General features: G+C 56.2%; 19 protein-coding genes. 13 read left to right on the top strand and 6 right to left on the bottom strand.

The window, feature by feature from the left end; all coding sequences use genetic code 11:
• Nucleotides 1-95 precede the first annotated feature (95 nt).
• On the bottom strand, nucleotides 96-974 hold the full coding sequence (locus AAFJ72_RS17245) for a proline iminopeptidase-family hydrolase (protein ID WP_432777214.1): 879 nt from the start codon (nucleotides 972-974) through the stop codon (nucleotides 96-98).
• Nucleotides 975-1182: 208 nt separating this feature from the next.
• Between AAFJ72_RS17245 and AAFJ72_RS17240 the strand changes: the two genes are divergently transcribed.
• The 7 genes from AAFJ72_RS17240 (at nucleotide 1183) to AAFJ72_RS17210 (ending at nucleotide 9334) form a co-directional block, all read left to right on the top strand.
• Nucleotides 1183-2091 carry a hypothetical protein gene (locus AAFJ72_RS17240; protein WP_432774921.1) on the top strand — a complete coding sequence of 303 codons (909 nt, stop codon included), beginning with the start codon at nucleotides 1183-1185 and terminating at the stop codon, nucleotides 2089-2091.
• A 60-nt stretch (nucleotides 2092-2151) separates the two neighbouring features.
• Nucleotides 2152-3645, top strand: coding sequence for a sensor histidine kinase (locus tag AAFJ72_RS17235; RefSeq protein ID WP_432774920.1), 1494 nt, complete (start codon nucleotides 2152-2154; stop codon nucleotides 3643-3645).
• Nucleotides 3623-4318, top strand: a complete 696-nt coding sequence (locus AAFJ72_RS17230; protein ID WP_432774919.1) for a response regulator transcription factor — start codon at nucleotides 3623-3625, stop codon at nucleotides 4316-4318. Before AAFJ72_RS17235 ends, AAFJ72_RS17230 begins: the two co-directional genes overlap by 23 nt.
• 80 nt (nucleotides 4319-4398) lie before the next feature.
• A complete protein-coding gene (locus tag AAFJ72_RS17225) occupies nucleotides 4399-4581 on the top strand; it encodes a hypothetical protein (RefSeq protein WP_432774918.1) in 183 nt (60 codons plus the stop codon).
• A gap of 172 nt (nucleotides 4582-4753) precedes the next feature.
• Nucleotides 4754-5746 carry a lipoate--protein ligase gene (locus tag AAFJ72_RS17220; protein WP_432774917.1) on the top strand — a complete coding sequence of 331 codons (993 nt, stop codon included), beginning with the start codon at nucleotides 4754-4756 and terminating at the stop codon, nucleotides 5744-5746.
• Nucleotides 5747-6140: 394 nt separating this feature from the next.
• Nucleotides 6141-7631: an MDR family MFS transporter gene (locus AAFJ72_RS17215; RefSeq protein ID WP_432774916.1), complete on the top strand. Its 1491-nt coding sequence runs from the start codon at nucleotides 6141-6143 to the stop codon at nucleotides 7629-7631.
• Between the two features lie 521 nt (nucleotides 7632-8152).
• Nucleotides 8153-9334, top strand: a complete 1182-nt coding sequence (locus AAFJ72_RS17210; protein WP_432774915.1) for an MFS transporter — start codon at nucleotides 8153-8155, stop codon at nucleotides 9332-9334.
• A gap of 67 nt (nucleotides 9335-9401) precedes the next feature.
• Here AAFJ72_RS17210 and AAFJ72_RS17205 read toward each other — a convergent pair whose 3' ends face one another.
• Nucleotides 9402-10391 (bottom strand): helix-turn-helix transcriptional regulator, encoded by a 990-nt coding sequence (locus tag AAFJ72_RS17205; RefSeq protein ID WP_432774914.1) that lies wholly within the window; start codon nucleotides 10389-10391, stop codon nucleotides 9402-9404.
• A 181-nt stretch (nucleotides 10392-10572) separates the two neighbouring features.
• On the opposite strand from AAFJ72_RS17205, the gene AAFJ72_RS17200 reads away from it, so the two are divergent.
• Entirely contained in the window at nucleotides 10573-11448 is an 876-nt protein-coding gene (locus AAFJ72_RS17200; protein WP_432774913.1) for an SDR family oxidoreductase, read from the top strand.
• 148 nt (nucleotides 11449-11596) lie between these two features.
• Here the strand turns inward: AAFJ72_RS17200 and AAFJ72_RS17195 are convergent, their stop codons facing one another.
• Genes AAFJ72_RS17195 through AAFJ72_RS17180 form a run of 4 tightly spaced genes read right to left on the bottom strand, consistent with a single transcriptional unit; the run spans nucleotide 11597 to nucleotide 16793 of the window.
• The gene (locus AAFJ72_RS17195) at nucleotides 11597-12844 is read right to left on the bottom strand and encodes a benzoate/H(+) symporter BenE family transporter (protein WP_432774912.1); all 1248 of its coding nucleotides are present in this window, start codon (nucleotides 12842-12844) and stop codon (nucleotides 11597-11599) included.
• A gap of 45 nt (nucleotides 12845-12889) precedes the next feature.
• Complete coding sequence (locus AAFJ72_RS17190; protein ID WP_432774911.1) at nucleotides 12890-14353, bottom strand: sigma-54-dependent transcriptional regulator; 1464 nt, start codon at nucleotides 14351-14353, stop codon at nucleotides 12890-12892.
• Nucleotides 14322-15635, bottom strand: a complete 1314-nt coding sequence (locus AAFJ72_RS17185; protein WP_432774909.1) for a sensor histidine kinase — start codon at nucleotides 15633-15635, stop codon at nucleotides 14322-14324. Before AAFJ72_RS17185 ends, AAFJ72_RS17190 begins: the two co-directional genes overlap by 32 nt.
• A gap of 9 nt (nucleotides 15636-15644) precedes the next feature.
• Nucleotides 15645-16793, bottom strand: coding sequence for an iron-containing alcohol dehydrogenase (locus AAFJ72_RS17180; protein WP_122903086.1), 1149 nt, complete (start codon nucleotides 16791-16793; stop codon nucleotides 15645-15647).
• Between the two features lie 59 nt (nucleotides 16794-16852).
• On the opposite strand from AAFJ72_RS17180, the gene AAFJ72_RS17175 reads away from it, so the two are divergent.
• The 5 genes from AAFJ72_RS17175 (at nucleotide 16853) to AAFJ72_RS17155 (ending at nucleotide 21370) form a co-directional block, all read left to right on the top strand.
• The gene (locus AAFJ72_RS17175; protein ID WP_432774908.1) at nucleotides 16853-17071 is read left to right on the top strand and encodes a hypothetical protein; all 219 of its coding nucleotides are present in this window, start codon (nucleotides 16853-16855) and stop codon (nucleotides 17069-17071) included.
• On the top strand, nucleotides 17068-18081 hold the full coding sequence (gene adhP, locus AAFJ72_RS17170; protein ID WP_122903084.1) for an alcohol dehydrogenase AdhP: 1014 nt from the start codon (nucleotides 17068-17070) through the stop codon (nucleotides 18079-18081). The genes AAFJ72_RS17175 and adhP overlap by 4 nt, the downstream gene beginning before the upstream one ends.
• 246 nt (nucleotides 18082-18327) lie before the next feature.
• Nucleotides 18328-18807, top strand: coding sequence for a tripartite tricarboxylate transporter TctB family protein (locus AAFJ72_RS17165; RefSeq protein WP_432774907.1), 480 nt, complete (start codon nucleotides 18328-18330; stop codon nucleotides 18805-18807).
• A gap of 3 nt (nucleotides 18808-18810) precedes the next feature.
• Nucleotides 18811-20337, top strand: coding sequence for a tripartite tricarboxylate transporter permease (locus AAFJ72_RS17160; protein WP_432774906.1), 1527 nt, complete (start codon nucleotides 18811-18813; stop codon nucleotides 20335-20337).
• 22 nt (nucleotides 20338-20359) lie between these two features.
• Nucleotides 20360-21370 carry a Bug family tripartite tricarboxylate transporter substrate binding protein gene (locus AAFJ72_RS17155; RefSeq protein ID WP_432774905.1) on the top strand — a complete coding sequence of 337 codons (1011 nt, stop codon included), beginning with the start codon at nucleotides 20360-20362 and terminating at the stop codon, nucleotides 21368-21370.
• Nucleotides 21371-21530 lie beyond the last annotated feature (160 nt).

The following is a 21530-nucleotide window of genomic DNA, read 5'->3' as shown; positions in this document are numbered from 1 at the left end:
GTATTTTGCAGGACTCTCTAACAGAGGGTCTTTTACTTTTTAATCGGGAAGTGGAGCGCCGTTTTGCCAATCGACGTCTGCCAAAAGCCGGAAAATCACCGCTTGTCCGCTCTCCGCAAAAATTCGCGGACGGTCTGCACGTACTCGGCCGTTTCCTCCAAATAGCCCATGTGGGAGCTGTTTTCCAGAACGTGAAACTCGGCGCCCGGCACGAGCGACTGGTAGTAGCGCGTTGCCTCAGGCGTCGCCTCGTCGTGGCGGCCGCAGAGGAACAGGGCAGGGATGTCGAGCTGATGCAGCTTCGGCGTGTAGTCGAACGTTTTCAGGTTGCCTGTCGGACAAAACTCGGACGGCCCCCACATCGTCATGTACACGTCCTTGTTCGCTTTCCGGCGGCTTTCGGCGAGCACTTCCGGCAATGGCTCCAGGCGGCACACGTACCGGGCGTAATACTCCTTCATCGCCTCCTGATACTCGTCTGAATCGGTCGTTCCCCGTTCTTCGTGCCGGGCAATCGTCTGCTGCACCTCTTTTGGCAGTCGGGCGATCAGGCGGTCTGCGTCTTCCTTCCAGCGCTGGGCGCTGAGGCACGGACTGGAAAAAATCACGCTCGATACGCCAGCAGGGCGGGTGTCAAGCAAGTACGCCGCCGCCAGCATCGTTCCCCACGAATGGCCAAGGATGTGCGTTTGCGAAAGTCCGAGCGCTTGCCGGATGCAGGCCAGTTCTTCCACGAACCGCTCCGTTTTCCACAAGGACGCATCGGTCGGCCTGTCGGAGTTGCCCGAGCCGAGTTGGTCGTAAAAAATGACGGGCCGCTCGTCGCCCAATACGTGCAGGGTTGACTTGAGTGGAGCGTGCGTATTGCCGGGGCCGCCGTGCAGCACGATCAGCGGCGTCTGTTCGCCTGTGCCGACGCGGGTGTACCACACTCGGCCGCCGGGAACCTCTATGTAGCCTTCCTGCTTCTTCATCATTTTCAACCTCGCTTTTCGTCCATTCTGATAAAGTTATTTTTACCAATATACCATGTCTGACAGATTTGTGCGCAGCGAATGCGCTGTAGGCACGGGCATGTTTTTATACTTTTTTTAGAATTCGTTTAGAGCGCGTTTAGACCTCGCCCTTATCATCGCTTGTAGAGAAAGTAAGCAGCTTTCAACCAAACAGGAGGGATGAGGAATGCGAAAAAAATGGCTGGCGGTCGGACTGGCAGTTGGGCTGACCGGAGTGTTGGCATGGGGAATCGGAGGGTCTGCGAATGCGGACAGTACGGGCTTTGTCCTGTACAAATCGGCCTTGAGCCAGACGAAAGAAGCCGGGAGCATGACCGCGCATGCACAGCTTGAGCTGACGGACAACGGGAGCAAGCTGTTTGCAGTCGACGGTGTGGCGAAAGTCGATCATGAGCAGCAACTGGCCAGTGTGAACGGGAGTTATTCCAATGCAAATGGCGAGGGCAGCTTTCAGGTGTTTCGCCAGCAGGACCAGGTCGTTTTCAAAAAAGGGGACAGTGACGTTTATCGCGTCATGGAGACGATTGGCTGGGGACGCAAGGCTCAGCGAGACGATCATGGGGAACCAAGTGCTGTGATGAGCCATATGCACAACATGCTGTTTGGCGAGATTGGAAAAGAGATGACTGTCGAGAATCTTCCGAATGGGGGCAAACAGGTCAGCTTGCAGCTTTCTGAGGAACAACTGCCGATGTTCGCCAAATTCATCGGGCCGATGGTTTATTCCAAAATCGCCGAGCACAGCCAGGAAGCAGCGGCGGCTCACGAGCATGGGCCGGCCGTGAAGCTGCCGCTTCTGCAAGAAGACGTGCAGCTTGCGCAAGTCGTGCTGAACGCGACTATCAACGAAAAGAACCAGATTGAACAGCAAACCGCCAAGGTCGAGCTGGTGGGCACCGACGCGGCGGGCATCGAGCATACCCTGCGCCTGTCTGTGGACATCCGCCTGTCCGATCTGGCTGCGACTGCGCCAGAGCAGATTGACTTGACGGGAAAACAAGTGGAGAAAATCACCCGTGAGGAGCTTAGAAACGAATGGAAAAAAGGCGGCTGTTGGCATCACGAGGCAGAGTAAGTCTTTTGAAAACAACTGTAGTATAATGGCAGCAATCATACACGCGGGAGGGGGACGGCCATGTCGATCAAAACGAGACTTTTGCTATCCTATATCGCCATGATTGTCGTTCCCATCGTCTGCTTCGGACTGGTTGCTTCATTTTTGGGTTCTGTGATACTGGGGGAGTCGTTTTCGCATGGCGCAGGAAAAGAGGCGGGAAAGCCAGCTTTTCGGCAGACGCAAGAACGGCGGGACGAGCTGTTCGCCGGGCTCGCTTTCCTGGCGCGCTACGCCCCGGAGCGGCTTTTGCACCAGGACGTGCTGGCCGAGACGGACGAGGAACTGCACCGCCTTGGCGGCGCGATCATTGTCGCCAAAGACGGGGCGGTACAGTTCGCCTCCGCTTCGCTTGATCGGGCGGACTTGCCAAAGTATATGCAACCATCTGCGCCGGATGAACGTTCACGCCGTTGGCCGCCGTGGAGCAGCAGGGACGTCGTCGAGACGCAGTCGTTTGTCTTTGCGGACAACAGCCAGGGCACGCTCTATTTTGTTGCGGAAGACAGAACTTTTTTAACGTCAGGCCTTTATTTTTTCCTGGCGATGCTCATCAGCTTCCTCGTCATTGTCGGGCTGACGAACGGCGTGTTGACCTACTTCGTTTCGCGCAGTATCATCCGCCCGCTGTACGCGCTCAAGCAGGCGGCGCACGAAATCAAGGAAGGCAATCTGGAGCGTCCTGTCCAGCTCGGGCGAAAAGACGAACTGGGCGAGCTGGGGGAAGCCTTCGAGGAGATGCGAGTCCGCTTGTACGATTCGATCCGTTTGCAGTTGCAGTATGAGGAAAACCGCAAAGAGCTGATTTCCAGCATCTCGCACGATTTGAAAACGCCGATTACGGGGATCAAGGCGTGCGTGGAAGCGGTATTGGACGGAATTGCCGACACAGAGGCCAAGCGCGAAAAATACATGCAGATGATTGCGGGCAAATCCGAGCAGATGGATCGATTGATCGACGAACTGCTGCTGTTTTCCCGGCTGGACTTGAACAAGCTGCCGTTTCATCTGGAGCCGGTCGACATCCGCGCCTATGTCGCAGACTGCGTGCAGGAGCTGCGCCTGGAGCCGCGGCTGTCCGGGGTACATATCAGCGTGGCCGGGACAGAGGGCGCGCCGCTTATGGTCATGGCGGATCGGGAAAAGCTGCACCGGGTGCTGATGAACCTCGTCGACAACAGTCTGAAATACATGGAAAAGGAAGACAGGCGGCTCACGATACAACTGCAAGCGACAGCCGACGAAGCGATTGTGACTGTTGCCGACAACGGAACGGGGATCAGCCGGGAAGCGATGCCATACATCTTCGACCGCTTTTACCGGGCGGACCGTGCCAGAAATACTGCTACGGGCGGCAGCGGGCTAGGGCTTGCCATTGTCCGGCAACTGGTGGAAGGGCACGGCGGACGGGTCTGGGCGGACAGCGAAGTCGGCCGCGGGACGAGCATTCATGTTGCCTTGCCGCTGCAAAAAGGGACAGGGGGTGAAGCGGATGAAGCACATCCTGATTATTGAAGACGATACGGTAATCGCCGAGGTGGAAAAAGATTATCTGGAAGCAAACGGTTTTGCGGTAGAAGTCGCGCACTCCGGAGAGGTTGGCTTGCAAAAGGCGCTGGCCGAGGAGTACGACCTCATCATCCTCGACCTGATGCTGCCTGTCGTGGACGGCTTTGACATCTTGCGCGAGGTGCGCGCGGCGAAAAACATCCCGATCCTGCTCGTCTCTGCCAAAAAGGAAGACGTAGACAAAATTCGCGGGCTGGGCCTGGGCGCGGACGACCATATCAGCAAGCCGTTCAGCTTGGGAGAGTTGGTGGCAAGGGTGAAAGCACACCTGGCCCGCTACGACCGCCTCGTGTCCGAATCGGCGCAGCGGGTACCGAAGGACGAGCTGCGCATTCGCGGGATACGGATCGACAAGCTGGCGCGCAAAGTGTACGTCAATGGGGAGGAAGTTCCGCTAACCTCGAAGGAGTATGACCTGCTGCTTTTTTTGGCGACGCATCCGAACTGGGTGTTCAGCAAAAACGAGCTGTTTGAAAAAATATGGGGACTGGATTCCCTTGGCGATATTGCAACCGTGACCGTGCATATCAGCAAGCTGCGCGAAAAAATCGAAAGCGACCCATCCAAGCCGCAGTACATCGAAACGGTATGGGGAGTCGGGTACCGTTTTCAGTTGTAGCGTTGGGGATTTTTCCGCTACTACTGGATCATCGCCATGGAAGAGCTCACGCTAGTTGCGGTGTGCTCGGGCCAATCGGCATGTACGTGTGGACGTTGCAGGCGATGACGATTGCCAGGGCAGAAGGGCTTGCGGCGGTGGAAAACCCGGCTTTTCTCGTCAACAGTGGACAACTGTGGACGGGGATTGTCTTGCAGGTGCTCTCGCTTTTCCTGTTGTTTCTTTTGTCTGTTTTCAAGCCGTGGGGGAAGCGAAAGAATTGAGAAACCAAAATGTGAGATGGAACAGTAACTGGCTTTAGGAACGGTTGCTGTTTTTTTATTATATGGAAAACCGTTGCACACGATTGGAATTCGTCAGGGACTTTTAGCGGTGTTTGCCAGCCGCTCATGGTATGATGGGAGAGTTAAATCGTATTGGAATGGAGGCTGTCTGATGAAATTCATAGATAACCAAGGAATTACAGATCCTCGCATCAATCTGGCTATTGAGGAATACGCGCTGAAGCATTTGCCTGCAAGCGAAGATTATCTGCTGTTTTACATAAACGAGCCTTCGATCATCATCGGCAAAAACCAGAACACAATCGAAGAAATCAATTCCGCCTATGTCGAGGAAAACAACATCCACGTCGTGCGCAGGCTGTCTGGCGGCGGGGCGGTTTACCATGATCTTGGCAATCTCAACTTCAGCTTCATCACCAACGATGACGGCGAATCTTTTCACAACTTCCGCAAATTCACCGAGCCGGTCGTTCAGGCGTTGAAAAAGCTTGGCGTCGAGGCGGAGCTGACCGGACGCAACGACATTCAGGTCGGGGAGAGGAAAATTTCCGGTAATGCGCAGTATGCGACCAAAGGCCGGATGTTCAGTCACGGCACGCTGCTGTTTGATTCCGAAATCGAAAACGTGGTGTCTGCCTTGAAAGTGAACGCAGACAAAATCCAGTCGAAGGGCATCAAGTCCATTCGCAGCCGGGTCGCCAACATATCGGAGTTTTTGCCGCAGCCGATGACGATTGAGCAGTTCCGTCTGGCGATTCTTCATTCCATTTTCGGGGAGGGACAGGTTGAGGAATACAGGCTGACCGACGAAGACTGGGTGAAAATTCACGAGCTGTCCAAGGCCCGTTACCAGAGCTGGGACTGGAACTACGGCAAATCGCCAAAGAGCAATTACCGCCAGTCGAAGCGGTTTGACAACATCGGCAGCATTGAAGTGCAGCTTGATATTGAGAAGGGAAAAATCAAGGCGGCGAAAATATACGGAGACTTTTTCGGCGTGAGAGATGTAGCCGAACTGGAGGAACGGCTTATCGACACGCCTTATGATCGCGCCTCGCTCAGTGCGCGGCTCGCCGACGTCAACCTGCAGGAGTTTTTCGGCAACCTTGATCGGGAAGCGTTCGTCTCCTTGCTGATCGTTTAAAACAAACATCGTTCGAAGCGGATTCGCGGACCGCCGTTAGTTTGTTGTTTTTTTGCACGAACAAGGCCAGGTACGGCAAAAAACAAAGGACATTGAGGTGGCGGCTGCTCTGGGCTTCGTGTACCCGCAGGGCGATGACGAGCGCGTCACGCACTATTTGCAGCGTGTTTCCCAGCTTGCGCCCGATGCCACGGAAATTTTTTGACCACACAGGCAGGGAAGGGGCTGTCCCAATCGTCGCAGTCAACGGGACGGCCTCTTCAGGGGGAGCTTGGTATTATATCAATCGAAAAGAAATCACAAGCTAAGGAGCAGGAGAGGATGGGCTAGCGATTTAGAGAAGAGCTGAAGTGCGCGCGTAACACGCAATTGGAAGATTGAAAGGAGAAACCAAGTGGAAAATCATCAAGAAACGAAACAGAGTGGAGGGACGTTCGGGAGCAGGAGCAATTTTCTCGTCGTCATGGTCATGATCCTGGGGGTGTTTGTGGCCATTCTCAACGAAACGCTCCTGAACGTGGCCTTGTCGAAAATTATGGATGACATCGGCATTTCTCCCAGCAAGGCGCAATGGCTGGCAACGGGCTATTTGCTGGTCATTGGCGTGTTGATTCCTGTTACCGCCTTTCTCATTCAGCGCTTTACGACGCGGACGTTGTTTTTGTCAGCGATGGGGCTGTTCACGCTGGGGACGCTCGCAGCGGCGATTGCACCGGGCTTTGGCCTGCTTCTGGTTGGCAGGGTGCTGCAAGCGTCGGGAACGGGACTCTTGTTCCCTTTGTTGACGAATGTGGTGCTGTCCGTCGTGGCGATTGAAAAACGCGGTTCGGCCATGGGAACGATCGGGATCGTGATTACGTTCGCACCGGCGATTGGCCCGACGCTGTCCGGCATCATCGTCGAGCATTTCAGCTGGCGCGCGCTCTTTTACGGGGTGTTGCCGATTGTTTTGTTCGTTGTCACCTTTGCCTATTTCCGACTGAAAAACGTCACGGAAACTTCTCGCCCACGCGTAGATGTCCTTTCCCTGCTGTTGTCTACCTGCGGCTTCGGGGGCATCGTATTTGGTTTCAGCAGCGCAGGAGAAGGATCTGGCGGCTGGGGAAGCAACGAGGTGCTCTGGCCGATCACGATTGGGGTTGTCGCCCTCATCCTGTTTACCTGGCGGCAGTTGCGGCTGTCCGAGCCGCTGCTTGATCTGCGCACTTTTACGTATACCGTATTTCGGATGTCGACCGTCATCATGATGATCGTCATGATGGCGATGTTTTCCGCGATGATGCTGTTGCCGATCTTCCTCCAAAACGCACTTGGCTACAGCCCGTTTGAGGCAGGGCTCGTCATGCTGCCGGGCGGGATTGTCATGGGGATCATGTCGCCGATTACGGGACGCCTGTTCGACAGGTTCGGGGCCAAATGGCTGGCTGTTATCGGTCTGGCGCTCGTCGGCAACACGTTGTTGCAATTCGCTTTCATTACCCTGTCTACTTCGTATGCGACCATCATGATCTTCAACACGCTGTTGATGCTGGGCATTTCCATGCTGATGATGCCGGTCATGACCAACGCCTTGAACGAACTGCCGCCGCAGCTTTATCCACACGGCACGGCCATCATCAGCACCTTGCAGCAAGTGTCGGGAGCAGTCGGGACGGCCTTGCTTGTCACCGTCATGACAAACGGCACCAGCCGTTATCTGGAGCAGCTTGGTGGACAGAAGGCGGATGCCAACGCACAGGTACTCGCCATGATGGCGGGAATGAAAAGTGCGTTCCTGCTGGCTTTCGCTCTGGTTGTGCTTGCCTGGATTATTTCGCTGTTTATCAAGCGGGCGGTTCCACCGAAAAAAGAGGGATGGGAAGGTCAGGGCGCGTCTGCGCATTGATCGCTTTTGGCAGGTCGGGACAAGTTACGTTGTTCTGGCCTGTTTTTTTAAGAAAAGGGTTGATCGTAGCTGCAGCGAAGGGAGGAAACAGGAGAAACCGCTCAAGGTGCTTGGGACTCTGGCGGGGAAGCAAGGACTGGCCGCCTGCGGGGAGTCCCAAAGACCTTCGCTTGTTTCTCCTGTTTCCTCCTGAGGGGCTGTGGGGCTTGGTTCGGGCTTTTTTTAAAAAGAAAAGAGTGAATCGTTGCTGCAGCGAGGGAGACAAGTGGCTACAGCGATCCTCGCTGCCACTAATGATCGCGATAAATGGCTTTTCGTAACCACCTGCACTGATTCAAAATATCTAATAAACCCTGGCTAAACTTCTTTCCCCACACTAAAAAACTAATGCCTTCCCACCTAAAGGGAAAAACTAACGGCAAATCGTCGGACTTTTATTTGCGGGCAGGAAAATCGAACGGTACGCGAAATGTTTACAAGGCGTGCATGCGCGCGCAAACGAGAAGAAAGCAGGGAATGATATGTCAGCATCGTACAAAAAAGTGTTTTGGGCAGCGGGCTTTGGCTGGATGTTCGACGCGATGGATGTTGCCCTTTTATCCTTTATTATGGTTGCACTCAGGCAAGAATGGGGCTTGTCCCCTGAAGAAGCCGGTCTTTTGGGAACCGGCAACCTTGTAGGTATGGCCATTGGCGCGATGGCAGGCGGCTACCTGGCAGACCGGGTCGGGCGTAAGCCAGTCTTTCTCCTTACGCTTCTGCTGTTTGGCGCGGCCAGCTTCGCGAGTGCTTTTGCCACTGGCTTTTTCACCATGCTGCTCTTCCGCTTTTTGATGGGTCTGGGCCTTGGCGCAGAGCTGCCTGTGGCCTCCACGCTTGTCAACGAGTTCGCGCCCCCGGAAAAACGCGGGAGTACGGTCGTGCTGCTGGAAAGCTTTTGGGCTGTTGGCTGGATCGCGGCGGCGGTGATTTCGTACTTCATCATTCCTGAATACGGATGGCGAGTGGCTGTTATCATCGGGGCCTTGCCGATTGGGTATGCGTGGTACGCACGCCGGGCTATTCCCGAGTCGCCCCAGTTTCATAAGCGCACCGAGCAGGTGCCGTTGCAAAAGCTGCTGACCTCGCACAAGCGGGAAACGGTTGCCTTGTGGGCGGTCTGGTTCGCCATTGCTTTTTCCTACTACGGCATGTTTTTGTGGATGCCGTCCGTGCTGGTGGACAAAGGTTTCACGATGATTAAAAGCTTTCAGTACGTCCTGGTGATGACGCTGGCGCAGTTGCCCGGCTATTTCGCCGCAGCCTACCTTGTGGAAAACTGGGGCCGCAAAAAGACGCTGGCAAGCTTTTTGTTCATGACCGCTGTGATGGCATTCGCCTTCGGACAGAGCAGCCAAACGACCGAGCTTCTGGTAACAGGCGCACTGCTGTCCTTTTTCAATCTCGGCGCTTGGGGGGCGCTGTACGCCTACACGCCGGAAAACTACCCGACGCCTCTGCGGGCGACAGGCTCCGGTTTTGCTTCCGGCATCGGGCGGATTGGCAGCATCATTGCGCCATATCTCGTGGGCTACTATTCGTCCTTGCACTACAGCTACACGTTCATTTTCAGCGTATTTACGCTGGTGCTGTTCGCTGGCACGACGGCCCTGCTCTTGTGCGGAAAAGAAACGAGGACGTCTGACGCCGCAAGCGTCAGCTAAGCGGCGATTAGTCGTGCGATCAGCCGGGTGGTCAGTCGCGCAGTCAGTCACGCGATCAACCAAGCGGTCAGCCAACAGGCTGTTTATCTGAATCACCAGCAGTATTGCCACCGTACAGCCGCAGGATGCCAGCCGCGCTTGCTACAACTTCTGTCCGCAGCTCATCCGGCTTGAGCACTTCAATGGCTGGACCGTACCCAAGCACCAGCGTGCAAGCGGAATCCAGCGTATGAAATTCCACATCGGCTTCCATCCAGCCGTTTTCCGAAGCGGTTTGGATGGAGGCTATTTTTATGTAGCGCTCCTGTTTCAGCCGGGGCAGTATTTCTTCGCGAATGCGAATGACAGCCGGATAGCGCGGGAGGCTTGCCTTGAACTGCTTCGTCGATTCTTCCCAGTAGCTGGCGAGATCAAAGTCTGCGGGCCGGACGAAAGACTCTTCCAGCACCTTCGCCTCCGCAAACCGCGAAATCCGGTACGTGCGCATGTCCTCATCGACCTGCGCTACCAAATACCAGACGCTTCGCTTGGCGACCAGCCCGAGCGGCTGCACAATCCGCTCGACAACCGCGTCCTCCCGCTGGTAGCGGACCCAAAGCTTGCGGGTGAGCCAGACGGCGTCCTGGATGGTGTGGAGCAGCGGAAACGACTCGTCTGATTCGTGCCAGCCTGCTCCGTCGATATGCAGCCGCTGCCGCACGTGCCAGGCGTCCTGCTGAACGCTCTGCGGCAAGGCGGACAGCAGCTTGAGAAAAGCGTGCTCGTACTGTTCCCGAAGCCCCAGATCGTTCAACAGAGCGGAAGGAGAGGACAGCATGAGCGATTGCAGTTCATCCGTTTTCAACCCGGTCAAATTGCTGCGGTAGCCCTCTGCCAGAGCCCATCCGCCAGCGGAACCCCGTTCGGCGTAGACAGGCACGCCTGATGCGCTCAAAGCCTCCATGTCCCGGTGGATCGTCCGCTCGGACACCTCCAGCATTTCCGCCAGTTGCCTGGTTGTCATTCGGCCGTGGTTTTGCAGGTGCAGCAAAATCGAGAGCAGTCGGTCTGCCCGCATGAAAATTCCTCCTCACGATCGGTCACTTGTTATGCCTTTCATTTTACTTTACCCAATATGACAGATGGTGTCATATATACAGCGCTACACTGATCCATGAGGTCGACAGAGCGCCTTCATGCAGCTCAACACCAGACGGAGAGCTGTATGCGGTGCGAAACGAAAAAGGAGGAATGTCAGGATGAAAGCCTTGCAAGGAAAAGTCGCAGTGGTCGCGGGCGGAACGAGAGGGGCCGGGCGCGGGATTGCCATCGGTTTGGGGGAGGCAGGCGCAACCGTCTATGTAACGGGACGCAGCGTGAGAGGGCAGCAATCTGACTTGGGCCGGCCTGAGACGATTGAAGAGACAGCGGAACTGGTGACGGCGAGCGGCGGAGTCGGCATTGCGGTCCGGGTCGATCATTCGCAGGAAGACGAAGTGAAAGCGCTGTTCGAACGGGTAAAAGCGGAGCAAAACGGCCATCTCGACATTTTGGTGAACGACATATGGGGCGGCGAGAAGTTGACCGCCTGGGGAAAAACGTTTTGGGAGCATTCTTTGGCAGACGGTTTGCTGATGCAGCAGCGCGCAGTCCACACGCACATGATTACGAGCTACTATGCCGCACCGCTCATGGTGGAGCAAAAGAAAGGACTCATCATCGAGATCACGGACGGGATCGACTATCGGTATCGCGAGAATCTGTACTACAGTCTGGCGAAAATTTCCGTGATCCATCTGGCCCAGGCGATGGCAGAGGACCTGCGCCCGCACGGCGTTACCGCTCTGGCACTGACACCCGGATTCTTGCGTTCGGAGGAGATGCTCGACTATTTTGGGGTGACGGAAGAGACGTGGAGAGAGGCTGTCAAGAAAGAGCCTCATTTCATCATGTCGGAAACGCCAACGTACATCGGGCGGGCAGTCGCAGCGCTCGCCGCTGATCCCGCCGTCGCCGAAAAGGCAGGACAGGCGCTGAGCACCTGGGGGCTTTCAGACGAGTACCCGTTTGTCGATCGCGACGGCAGCCGCCCGCATTGGGGAAACTACGCCAAAGAGCAAGGGCTGTATCGGTAAAGGCAAACCAGGCATTCATCAGGCGGACTCACGCCTGTAACGGACAACGCAAAAAGGGGCGTCTCAAAAGTCGCTATGTCGACTACGAGACGCCCCTTTTGCCTGTCAGAAACGTGAACAGAATGGCTTTTTTCCGACACCAGTACAGCTAGGCTATCGGCCGTACATCCTTTTTGCGCACGAACCAGCTCCGCACATTTCCGTTCAAGATCAGATTGGTGATGACCCCGGCAATCAGTCCCCAGAAGGCGGCGCCGATCCCGCCGATGGAGATGCCGGAAATCGTGACGAGGAAGGTGACGAGGGCGCATTCCCGTTCCTTTATATCGCTCATCGCCTGGGCAAGGCTGGAGCTAAGCGACGCAAACAAAGCCAGACCGGCGATGACGGCAACCAGTTCCTTCGGCAGCCCGAAAAAGACAGAAGTGATCGTCGCGCCGAACATGCCGAACACGAGGTAAAAGGCACCGCAGGCAATTCCCGCGATGTACCGCTTGGAGAGGTCCTGGTGCGCTTCCTTGCCCGTGCAGATGGCAGCCGTAATCGCAGCGAGATTGATCCCGTGCGAGCCAAAAGGAGCGAGCAGGAGCGAAGCGATTCCGGTCGTCGCCACGAGCGGGCTTGCAGGCGTGTCGTAACCGTCTGCCTTCAGGACGCCGATTCCCGGCGCGTTTTGCGAAGCCATCGTGACGATGCACAGCGGAATCCCCAGGCCGACAATCGCATCAAGCGAGAAGGTCGGCAGCGTAAACACGGGATTGACCAACGCCATCTGGACGGAGTCGAGCTTCAGGCGTCCCATCCCGAAGGCGACGGCCAGCCCGACCAGGAGTGTGAGCACGACCGCGTAGCGCGGGGACCAGCGCTTGGCGAACAGGTAGCAAAAAATCATCGGCAACGCCAGGGCAGGCAGGTGCTGCATCGAAACGAACACATCGACGCCAAAGGACAAAAGAATCCCCGCGAGCATGGCCGTTGTGATCGACTGCGGCACGTATTTCATCAGGATGGAAAACAAGCCGGAGACGCCGAGCAGGGTGATGACGGCGGCGGAAAACAGGTACGCCCCGATTGCATCGCTGTACGGATAGACGGTCAGGCTCGATACGAGCAGGACGGCACCGGGCGTCGACCACGCTGTAATGACGGGTGTTTTGTACCAGATACTTAGAATGATTGCGGTCAGGCCGCTGCCAATCGAGATCGCCCAGATCCAGGAGGACAGCTCGGCTTCACTGAGACCCGCGCCTTGCGCTGCCTGAAACACGATCAACAGCGGCCCTGCATACGAAACCATGGTAGCGATCAGGCCGACAATGACGGCAGAGAGGGAAAAGTCTGCCGGGATGCTTTTCAGGTTGGAGATCAACCCATATTGCTGTTTTTGGGGTACCACAACGTATTGCCTCCTAACAGGGGATCAGCGCTGGCCGGCGAGGCATTACCCCTTTTCATTGAGAATGTAGCGGATCGTCCGCTTGGTGATATTCAACTTCTTGCTCAACAACTGCCTGTCTCCTTTTGTCTCGCTCAGTCCCTTTTCGATGATCGCCCGCCCGATTTCCCCTTCCAGGAGCTTGATTCGTTTTTGCAAATATTCGAAGTCAATGCCGTCGATGGACGGGATGTTGCGGGTGAGCGATTCCACGAAGCGCGCGCATTCCCGCTCAATTGCCTGTTCGATGCTGCCGGGCTGCGGCTGGTCTTCGGCGGGCTGCTCTCGCCCTTGCAGCTTCGGCTGCGTCGCTTTCTGCCGAAGCTGGGCTGGCAGGTGCTCTGCGCGCAGCCGCTCGCATTCGTGCAAGGCGATGGTCTGGTTGAGGACGTTAAGCAGCTGTCTGACGTTGCCCGGCCAGTCGTAGCGCTGCAAAAGCTCCAGGGCGTCCGGCTCGATCTCGCACGCGGTGCCGCTGCGCTTTTGCAAATAGTAGTGGGCGATTGCCGGAATATCGCACGTCCGCTCGCGCAGGGGAGGAATCGCGAGCTTGATTCCTTCCAGCCGATACAGCAAGTCGCTGCGGAAACGGTTCATCTCGACTTCGTGCTCCAGGTTGCGGTTCGTGGCCGAGATGAAGCGGATGTTGCTCTGGCCGACCTGCTCGCCTCCGACCCGCATGAATTCTCCCGTTTCCAGCGTGCGCAGCAGTTTGACCTGAATCGAGAGGGGGGCTTCGCCGATCTCATCGAGAAACAGCGTGCCGTTGTGCGCAAGCTCAAACAAGCCTTTTCGCGATTTGATCGCCCCGGTAAAAGCGCCTTTTTCAAAACCGAACAGCTCGCTTTCCAGAAGCGATTCCGGGACGGCGCCGCAGTTGAAGGCGACAAACGGCTGTTGGGCGCGGTTGCTCGCTCCGTGGAGAAAGCGGGCCATCAGCTCCTTGCCTGTGCCTGTTTCTCCTTCGATCAGGACGTGGATTGCTTTTTTTGCCAATTTTTTGGCAATGGCTGTTACTTGAGCCATCGGGCTTTCTGATGAATACACGATACCATATTGTGCGGCTTCTTGGGATAGGTCATCTTTTTGTTTTGCCGAAGCAGACAGGACAGAGTCGATCACTTGTTCCAGACTGTCCAGATCGTCAAACGGCTTTTCCAGATAATCCTTGGCACCCCACTGCATCGCTGTGACTGCCGATTTGATCGTGCTGTAGCCCGTCATAATCAGCACCTCGCACGCAGGATGGGTAGCCTTGATCTCGCGCAAAAGCTCCAGGCCGTCTGCGTCTGGCAGCTTCAAATCGACGAGGGCGGCTTGAAAGGACAAGGAGGTGTCATGCAAAAGCCGCTTGACCTCTTTGCCTGTATTCGCCACGACGACCTCGCAGTTTTTGCGCTGGAGAAAATAGGTGAAAAAGGTGGTCACTTCTGTCTCATCATCGACAATCAAAATCCGTTTCGGTTCCATGGTTGTCCTCCTCTCTCTCAAGCAACGGCAGCAGCAGCGTGAACTTGCTGTAGTCATTCTCCTCGCTTTCCGCAAACAGCCTGCCGCCGTGCGCTTCCGCGATGCCGAGACTGACGGATAGGCCCAATCCGGTTCCTTTTGACCGTTCTTTTGTAGAGAAAAACGGCTGGAAAATTTGCGGCAACAAATCCTTGGGGATGCCTGTCCCGTTGTCGTAAACGGACAACCCTGCGTAGCGGACGCCATCTTCTTCCGTGAGAAACGAACGGATGACGATCCGCGGGTCCGTGCTGTCTGCAAGCGCATCTCTGGCGTTCAGCAGCAGGTTGATGACGATTTGCTCGATTTGATGGCGGCTTCCGTAGAATTGCAGGCTTGGCACGTTCATTTCCCGGGTTATGGTCAGGCCGGAGACGGTCAGCTGGTAGCCGATCAGCCCGAGCACATCTTCCACGACCTCGTCGATGGTAACGGCCTCAAACAAATATTCCTCCTGTCGGGAAAACGTCAGTAAGTTCTGAATAATCTTTTTGCAGCGCACCCCGCATTGGTAAATGTCCCGCATGAGTGGGGCCGTGGGGCTATCCGCCATATCGCGCATGAGCAACTGGGAATTGCCGAGAATCGCAGTCAGCGGGCTGTTCAGCTCGTGGGCGATTCCGGCCGCCATTTCGCCGATCGCCGCCATTTTCGCAGACTGGATCAGTTGGGCTTCGATCTTGATTTTTTCGTTCACATCCTGGAACAGCAGGCTGTTTTCCACGACGACGCCAACGTGTCTGGCGACGAGCTGGATCAGCTCTGCTTCCTCCTTGTCTGCCTGGCGCTGCTCCTTTTGCAGCAGGGTCAAAAAGCCGAACGTCTGGTTCAACTGGCTGCGCAGCGGCACAGACGTGGCAAAATGCTGCGGCAGCACCTCCGCGAGCTTCTGGTGAATCTGCTCGATAAACAGCGCCGGATCGGCAGCCGCAGGTTGGGGCAAGGTGCGGCATTGCCAGTCGGAGTCGGTCCAGATACACAAGTAGGAAGCGGGCATGCCGCCTTTGACAATCGTCAGGGCAAAGTGCTCGAAGGCGAGAATTTGCGACAGTTGCGCGGCGAGATAGCTGCTCGTTTGCGGCCAGGTGGCGTTGATCTGGATTTGCGTCAGCTCGTTGATGACGGCGAGCTGGCGGTTTTTCTTTTTCATTTCTTCCACGAGATAGACAAGCTCGCTGTAGTAGCTTTTGCGCGAGGACGATATTCCGGTGAGCTTTTCCAATATCTCCTGTTTGGTCTGCATGTCGGCCTCCTATAATGCCTGGCGAAAAAGGGCAGCGACGTCCTGGACGCTCATGTCACGCGGGTTGGTGGTCATGCAGACGTCCAGCAGGGCGAGCGAGCTGAGCAGCTCGATTTGCTCCGGGTGCAGCCCGATGGCAGAAAGCGATTGGGGGACATCGAGGTCGTTTGCCAGGTCCTTCACCGCTTTCAGCGCGAGGCGGGAAGCATCATGGGTGCTCAGCCCCGAGGTGTTCTCGCCCAGGCATTCGGCGATTTGCCTGTATTTTTCCGGAGCGGCAATGTAGTTGTATTCGAGTACGTGAGGCAGCAGGATCGCATTCACTTCTCCGTGCGGTGCGTCGAGAAAGCCGCCCAGTTGATGGGACATGGCGTGTACGGCTCCAAGGATGGCGTTGGAAAAGGCGATGCCCGCCTGCAAGCTCGCCATGGCCATGGCCTGTTTGGCTGCGGCGTTGTACTGGCTGGCGACAGATGGCCGCAGATGCTCAGCGATCAGCCGCATCGCCTGTAACGAGTGTACCTCGGTAAGCGGTGTCGCGGCGAGGGAAATATACGATTCGATGGCATGCGTCAGGACGTCCATGCCTGTATTGGCGGTGAGCTGTCTGTCTTTTGTCATCAAAGTTTGCGGGTCGATGATGGCAATATCGGGAATGAGCGATTTGGAGACGATTGTCATTTTTACTTTTCGCTCGCTGTCGACAATAATGGAAAACTGCGATACCTCCGAGCCGGAGCCAGCAGTGGTCGGCACCATGACCATGGGCGGAAGCGGATGCATGATCCGATCCACGCCTTCGTACTGCACAATGCTGCCTTCGTTGGTGGCCAACAGGGCGATGGCTTTGGCCGCATCAATGGCGCTGCCGCCGCCAACGCCGAGAATTGCGTTGCACTCGCCCGCGCGGTAAGCGGCGATTCCGGCGTGAATCTCGTAATCTTTCGGATTGGCGGTTACGTTTGTCCAGAGATGATAATCGAGGTGTTGCTGCCGCAAGTAGTGAATGATCCGTTCGACCCAGCCCGCCTGCACAACGCCGGGATCACTGACGAGAAAAACACGGGAGGCCCCCAATCGGCGAAGGCTTTCCCCGACCTGGCCGATGGACTGGTTTCCGAAGATGATCTCCGGTGTCATGAACTTGGATATTTGCATGCGTTTACCCCCTTTTTCCGCTATGTAATAATACCGCAAAAAGGGAGGAATCCCCTTTTTTGGCCAAAAGCTTGGCAGATGGGCCGATTTTTTGGCTGGATGGGCCGAAAAATCGGCCGACTTGCGTGTGGACTTTTGTGGATGATCGTGAAAAAGCGCGAGATATAAAGCGCTTACATTTTGGCATGCTGCTTGCAATTCATTTAGAGGCAGAAGCGGCTCACCGCTCAACAGGCATACATATGCCCAGAGGGAAAAAAGGGGGAAGATCAAAATGAAAGCAGCAGTGGTCAACGAGTTCCATCAAAAGCTGGAAGTGAAGGAAGTACCAGTTCCAGAGGTCGGCTACGGCGAGGTTTTGGTGAAAATCAAGACGTGCGGCGTCTGCCATACTGACTTGCATGCAGCACACGGGGACTGGCCAGTCAAGCCAAAGCTGCCGCTGATTCCGGGACACGAAGGCGTAGGCGTGGTTGAAAAGCTCGGCGAAGGCGTCACGTCGCTCAAGCTGGGTGATCGCGTAGGCATTCCGTGGCTGTTCTCGGCGTGCGGCGAATGCGAATACTGCCTGACAGGCTGGGAAACGCTGTGCCAAAAGCAGCTCAATGGCGGCTACTCCGCAGATGGGGCTTACGCAGAATATTGCGTGGCGCCGGCAGCGTATGTTGCCCGTATCCCGGATGAGCTTGGCGATGTGGAAGCAGCGCCGATTTTGTGTGCGGGCGTCACTACTTACAAGGCATTGAAAGTCGCAAACGTGAAGCCGGGCGAATGGGTAGCGATTTACGGCATCGGCGGCCTGGGCCACATCGCGCTGCAATATGCGAAGGCGATGGGCTACAACGTTGTCGCGGTGGATATTCATAAGGAAAAACTGGACTTGGCAAAAGAACTGGGAGCAGACCTGACGGTTAACGGCAGCGAGACGGATCCGGTGCAGGCGATTCAGGAGCAAGTCGGCGGCGTGCATGGCGCAATCAGTGTAGCGGTGACGAAAAAGGCGTTTGAGCAAGCGTACAAGTCTGTTCGCCGCGGCGGTTCGCTCGTCGTAGTCGGCTTGCCGAATGCAGAGCTGCCAATCCCGATTTTCGATACCGTGCTCAATGGCGTAACCGTCAAAGGCTCGATTGTCGGAACGCGCAAAGACATGCAGGAAGCACTCGATTTCGCGGCGCGCGGCAAAGTCCGCGCCATCATTGAAACCCAGCCGCTGGACAACATCAATGAGGTGATGGAGCGCCTGGAAAAAGGCCAAGTCAATGGCCGCGTCGTTTTGACGATGGAATAATCGTATAAGGGAGAAGAGGGAGCTGCCGCTCGCCAGTCGGTTTTATTGACTGGCGGGTGGCAGTTTTTTTACTGGCGTACGCTTGTAATGCGGCATTGTTTTCCAGTCATCATCCATACGAGTGACCAAATCAATTGGTAAACCGACGCCATTGTTGACTTGGAAGAAACTGGTAACGAAATTTTTACCTGCACCCAATAGGCGAATGTGCCATAGGCTGATGATAGCTTTCCAGAAGCTGAGGTGGTGCTTGTGAAACGCCCGCACAACCGGGCTGATTGGATTGGCGCGCTTATTTGCATGGTGATTGGCGTCATGATTTCGCTGGAGGCGTATCGGTTACAAGCTTATGCGCAGTACATGTTTGCAGGAGACCACACGCTGCCGGCGATACTGGGGTTTTTCTTTGTCATGCTCGGAGGTGTGCTTTTGGTACAGTCTTATCCCGGCAAGGCGCAAGCTGCGCCGCCGCGTCAGACATTTGCGCCGGGATACGAAGGAACGCGCGTCTTGTATGCATGGTTGAGTCTTTTACTCTATGCGTGGCTGATTGGCGTGCTGGGCTACTTGCTTGCTACGGCGCTTGCTTCCGTTGTCTTTTTTATGTTGATCGGCTCTTATCGGTGGTACGTCGCCGTTTTTTATTCGCTTTTGTTGACGGGCGCGATGTACACGGTGTTTGTTTTGTGGCTGCAATTGCCTTTTCCTGGCGGAGTTTTGTGGTAGGAGGTGCTGACCATCGAAACGCTGCAGCTTTTGCTGGCCGGATTTGCGACTGCTTTTAGCCTGGAAAATTTGCTCATGGCATTCCTCGGAGCCTTGATCGGCACCTTTGTAGGGGTGCTGCCGGGGCTGGGGCCTACTTCGGCGATTGCGATTCTTTTGCCAGTGACGACCGTGCTGGAGCCGACGCAGGGGATGATTATGCTGGCTGGCATTTACTACGGGGCGATGTATGGCGGCTCTACCACGGCGATTTTGCTCAACATACCGGGCGAGCTGTCGTCCGTACCTACCTGTCTGGATGGTTATCCGCTGGCCCGACTGGGAAAGGGCGGGCCTGCGCTCGGCATCTCGGCCATCGCGTCGTTTGTCGCTGGAGTAGTTGGCGTGATCGGATTGGTGTTTTTTGCGCCGCTGCTCGCCGATCAGGCATTGAAGTTCGGGCCGCCTGAATATTTCGCGCTGATGCTGCTCGCCCTCACCTTGATGGTCAGCCTGTCGGGCGGTTCGCTGTTGAAATCGTTTTTGATGGGCGCGTTCGGCTATGCGCTCTCGTTGGTCGGCCTGGGGCCATCGTCCGGCATGCCGCGCTTTGACTACGGTTTCTCGTCGCTCGTGGGCGGCTTGGACATGATTAGCATTATCATCGGGCTGTTCGCGATTACCGAGGTGCTCAAGGGCATCGCGGAAAAGCGCAGGGCGACCGTGGTTGGCAAACCCGGCAGCGTCTATCCGCAAAAGGCAGACATGAAAAAAAGCGCCGCGCCGATGCTTAGAGGCGGGCTTGTCGGATTTTTTCTCGGGCTGCTTCCTGGCTGCTCGGCGGCGATTACCGCTTTTTTGGCGTACGATCTGGAGAAAAAAGTTTCCCGTCAGCCGGAGAAATTCGGACACGGAGCGATAGAAGGGGTGGCAGCGCCGGAAGCGGCCAACAACGCGACCAGCAGCGCGGGCTTCATCCCGCTGTTTTCGCTCGGCATCCCGTCTTCTCCGCCGCTCGCTGTTCTGCTCGCGGGCCTGATGATTTACGGGCTGACGCCTGGCCCGGTGTTGTTTGCGCAGCATGCGGACTTCGTCTGGACGGTGATCGCCTCCATGTTCATCGGCAACATGATGCTTTTGGTGCTGAATTTGCCGATGGTCTGGCTCTGGGTGAAACTGACCAGGGTGCCGTTTGGCATCATGGCTCCTGTTATTTTGCTGCTGTGTACGATTGGGGCGTACAGCGTGCGCAACAGCATGTTTGACGTCTGGATTGCCTTTTTGTTCGGCGGGCTTGGCTACCTGTTTGTGAAGTATAAATGGCCTGTCGTGCCGCTGATTTTGTGCTTTATTCTCGGGCCGTTGCTGGAGGAATCGTTCATCCAGACGATGGCGATGGGAAGCGGCTCGCTCGGTTTCGTGCTGTCCCGCCCTTTGTCGCTGGCGATTTTGCTTGCAGCTGTGGTGCTGTTGATCGTATCCCTTTTGTTGAACAGGCGAACCCGCCAGCGCTTGCATGAGGAGCAGAAAAAAGGCGTGGACGTAGCCTAGTGGAAAGACGGGAGGAAAAGTAGTGAAAAGATACAAACAATGGGTGTCGGTCACAATGTCTTTTTTGCTGGCGGCAACCGTGAGCGCCTGCGCGACCGGGGAGTCCGGCCAGGGCGAAACGGCAGCGGCCTATCCGACCCGGCAAATCGAGTACATCGTGCCGTATTCGGCCGGAGGCGGCGTCGACCTCGTCGCCAGAGCCACCGCTGACTATTTGAGCAAAGAATGGGGCCAGCCGATTGTCGTTGTCAACAAGCCGGGCGGCGGCGGTGCCGTGGGAGCGGAATTTGCCTTGAAGCAGGCGAAAAACGACGGCTACACGGCACTGGCGGTCAACGTGTCGAACACGACGATGCTGGCTGCCGGGATGAAAAATTCCCCGATTCAAAATGAAGACCAGATTTTTACAGCGCGCATCGGCAAAGGGACGCTCGCCTTCGCCGTCAAAGCCGACGCGCCGTGGCAAGACTTCGCCGCCTTTTCCCAGTGGGTCAAGGAAAACCCGGAACAGCTGACGTGGACGTCGGTGGGGCCTGCGGGCTTTTCCGCATTTGGCGTGGCCCAGTGGCTGGATGCGATTGGCGCGGATTTTTCCAGGACGAGGATGATCGTGACCAAAGGCGCTTCCGATTCCGTCCCCAAAGTAGCGGGCGGCCACGCGGTATTGGCGGTGCATACAGTCGGCGAAATCATGCCGATGCTTGCGGCGGGCAAGGTGAAAATTCTCGCGGTTGCCGGAGCGGAGCGAAGCCCGTTTTTGCCTGATGTCCCTACTGCACAGGAGCAAGGCATCGACGGGCTGACGGTATTCTGGTGGACCGGAGTGTCGTTTGCCAAAGGGACGCCTGATTCGGTCATCCAAAAGTGGGAGGAAGGCATCGCCAAAATGACGAGCGACCCGGCCTTTTTGCAAAAGCTCAGCGATATACAGGTCGAGCCTGCCTATGCCAATCGTCAGCAGTTTACGCAGGACACGGAAAAGGAGACGAGTGTGTACACTGAGCTGGCGACGAAAAAAGGGATCCGCAAGTAGACAGGGATGAGGGCCGGAAAAGCAGTTCGCACGAGCAGTCGGGCACGTAAAACCCTGGAAAAGGGCACGCCGCTCTTTTTTCCGGGGTTTTTGGTGTAGCGGCTTAATTGCTTGGCTGTTGGCAGACGTTGCTGATCGCGTGGAAGAGAGACAAGTGGCA

The organism is Brevibacillus gelatini (assembly GCF_050920745.1).
Taxonomy (GTDB): Bacteria; Bacillota; Bacilli; order Brevibacillales; family Brevibacillaceae; genus Brevibacillus; species Brevibacillus gelatini.
Note: the sequence above shows the minus strand (reverse complement) of the source record. Positions and strands in the feature narration are given on the sequence as shown.

Bases quoted from the DNA above. Each gene is read 5' to 3' on its own strand.
- AAFJ72_RS17245 (WP_432777214.1), bottom strand. From the start codon at position 974: ATGAAGAAGCAGGAAGGCTACATAGAGGTTCCCGGCGGCCGAGTGTGG.
- AAFJ72_RS17240 (WP_432774921.1), top strand. From the start codon at position 1,183: ATGCGAAAAAAATGGCTGGCGGTCGGACTGGCAGTTGGGCTGACCGGA.
- AAFJ72_RS17235 (WP_432774920.1), top strand. From the start codon at position 2,152: ATGTCGATCAAAACGAGACTTTTGCTATCCTATATCGCCATGATTGTC.
- AAFJ72_RS17230 (WP_432774919.1), top strand. From the start codon at position 3,623: ATGAAGCACATCCTGATTATTGAAGACGATACGGTAATCGCCGAGGTG.
- AAFJ72_RS17225 (WP_432774918.1), top strand. From the start codon at position 4,399: ATGTACGTGTGGACGTTGCAGGCGATGACGATTGCCAGGGCAGAAGGG.
- AAFJ72_RS17220 (WP_432774917.1), top strand. From the start codon at position 4,754: ATGAAATTCATAGATAACCAAGGAATTACAGATCCTCGCATCAATCTG.
- AAFJ72_RS17210 (WP_432774915.1), top strand. From the start codon at position 8,153: ATGTCAGCATCGTACAAAAAAGTGTTTTGGGCAGCGGGCTTTGGCTGG.
- AAFJ72_RS17205 (WP_432774914.1), bottom strand. From the start codon at position 10,391: ATGCGGGCAGACCGACTGCTCTCGATTTTGCTGCACCTGCAAAACCAC.
- AAFJ72_RS17200 (WP_432774913.1), top strand. From the start codon at position 10,573: ATGAAAGCCTTGCAAGGAAAAGTCGCAGTGGTCGCGGGCGGAACGAGA.
- AAFJ72_RS17190 (WP_432774911.1), bottom strand. From the start codon at position 14,353: ATGGAACCGAAACGGATTTTGATTGTCGATGATGAGACAGAAGTGACC.
- AAFJ72_RS17185 (WP_432774909.1), bottom strand. From the start codon at position 15,635: ATGCAGACCAAACAGGAGATATTGGAAAAGCTCACCGGAATATCGTCC.
- AAFJ72_RS17180 (WP_122903086.1), bottom strand. From the start codon at position 16,793: ATGCAAATATCCAAGTTCATGACACCGGAGATCATCTTCGGAAACCAG.
- adhP (WP_122903084.1), top strand. From the start codon at position 17,068: ATGAAAGCAGCAGTGGTCAACGAGTTCCATCAAAAGCTGGAAGTGAAG.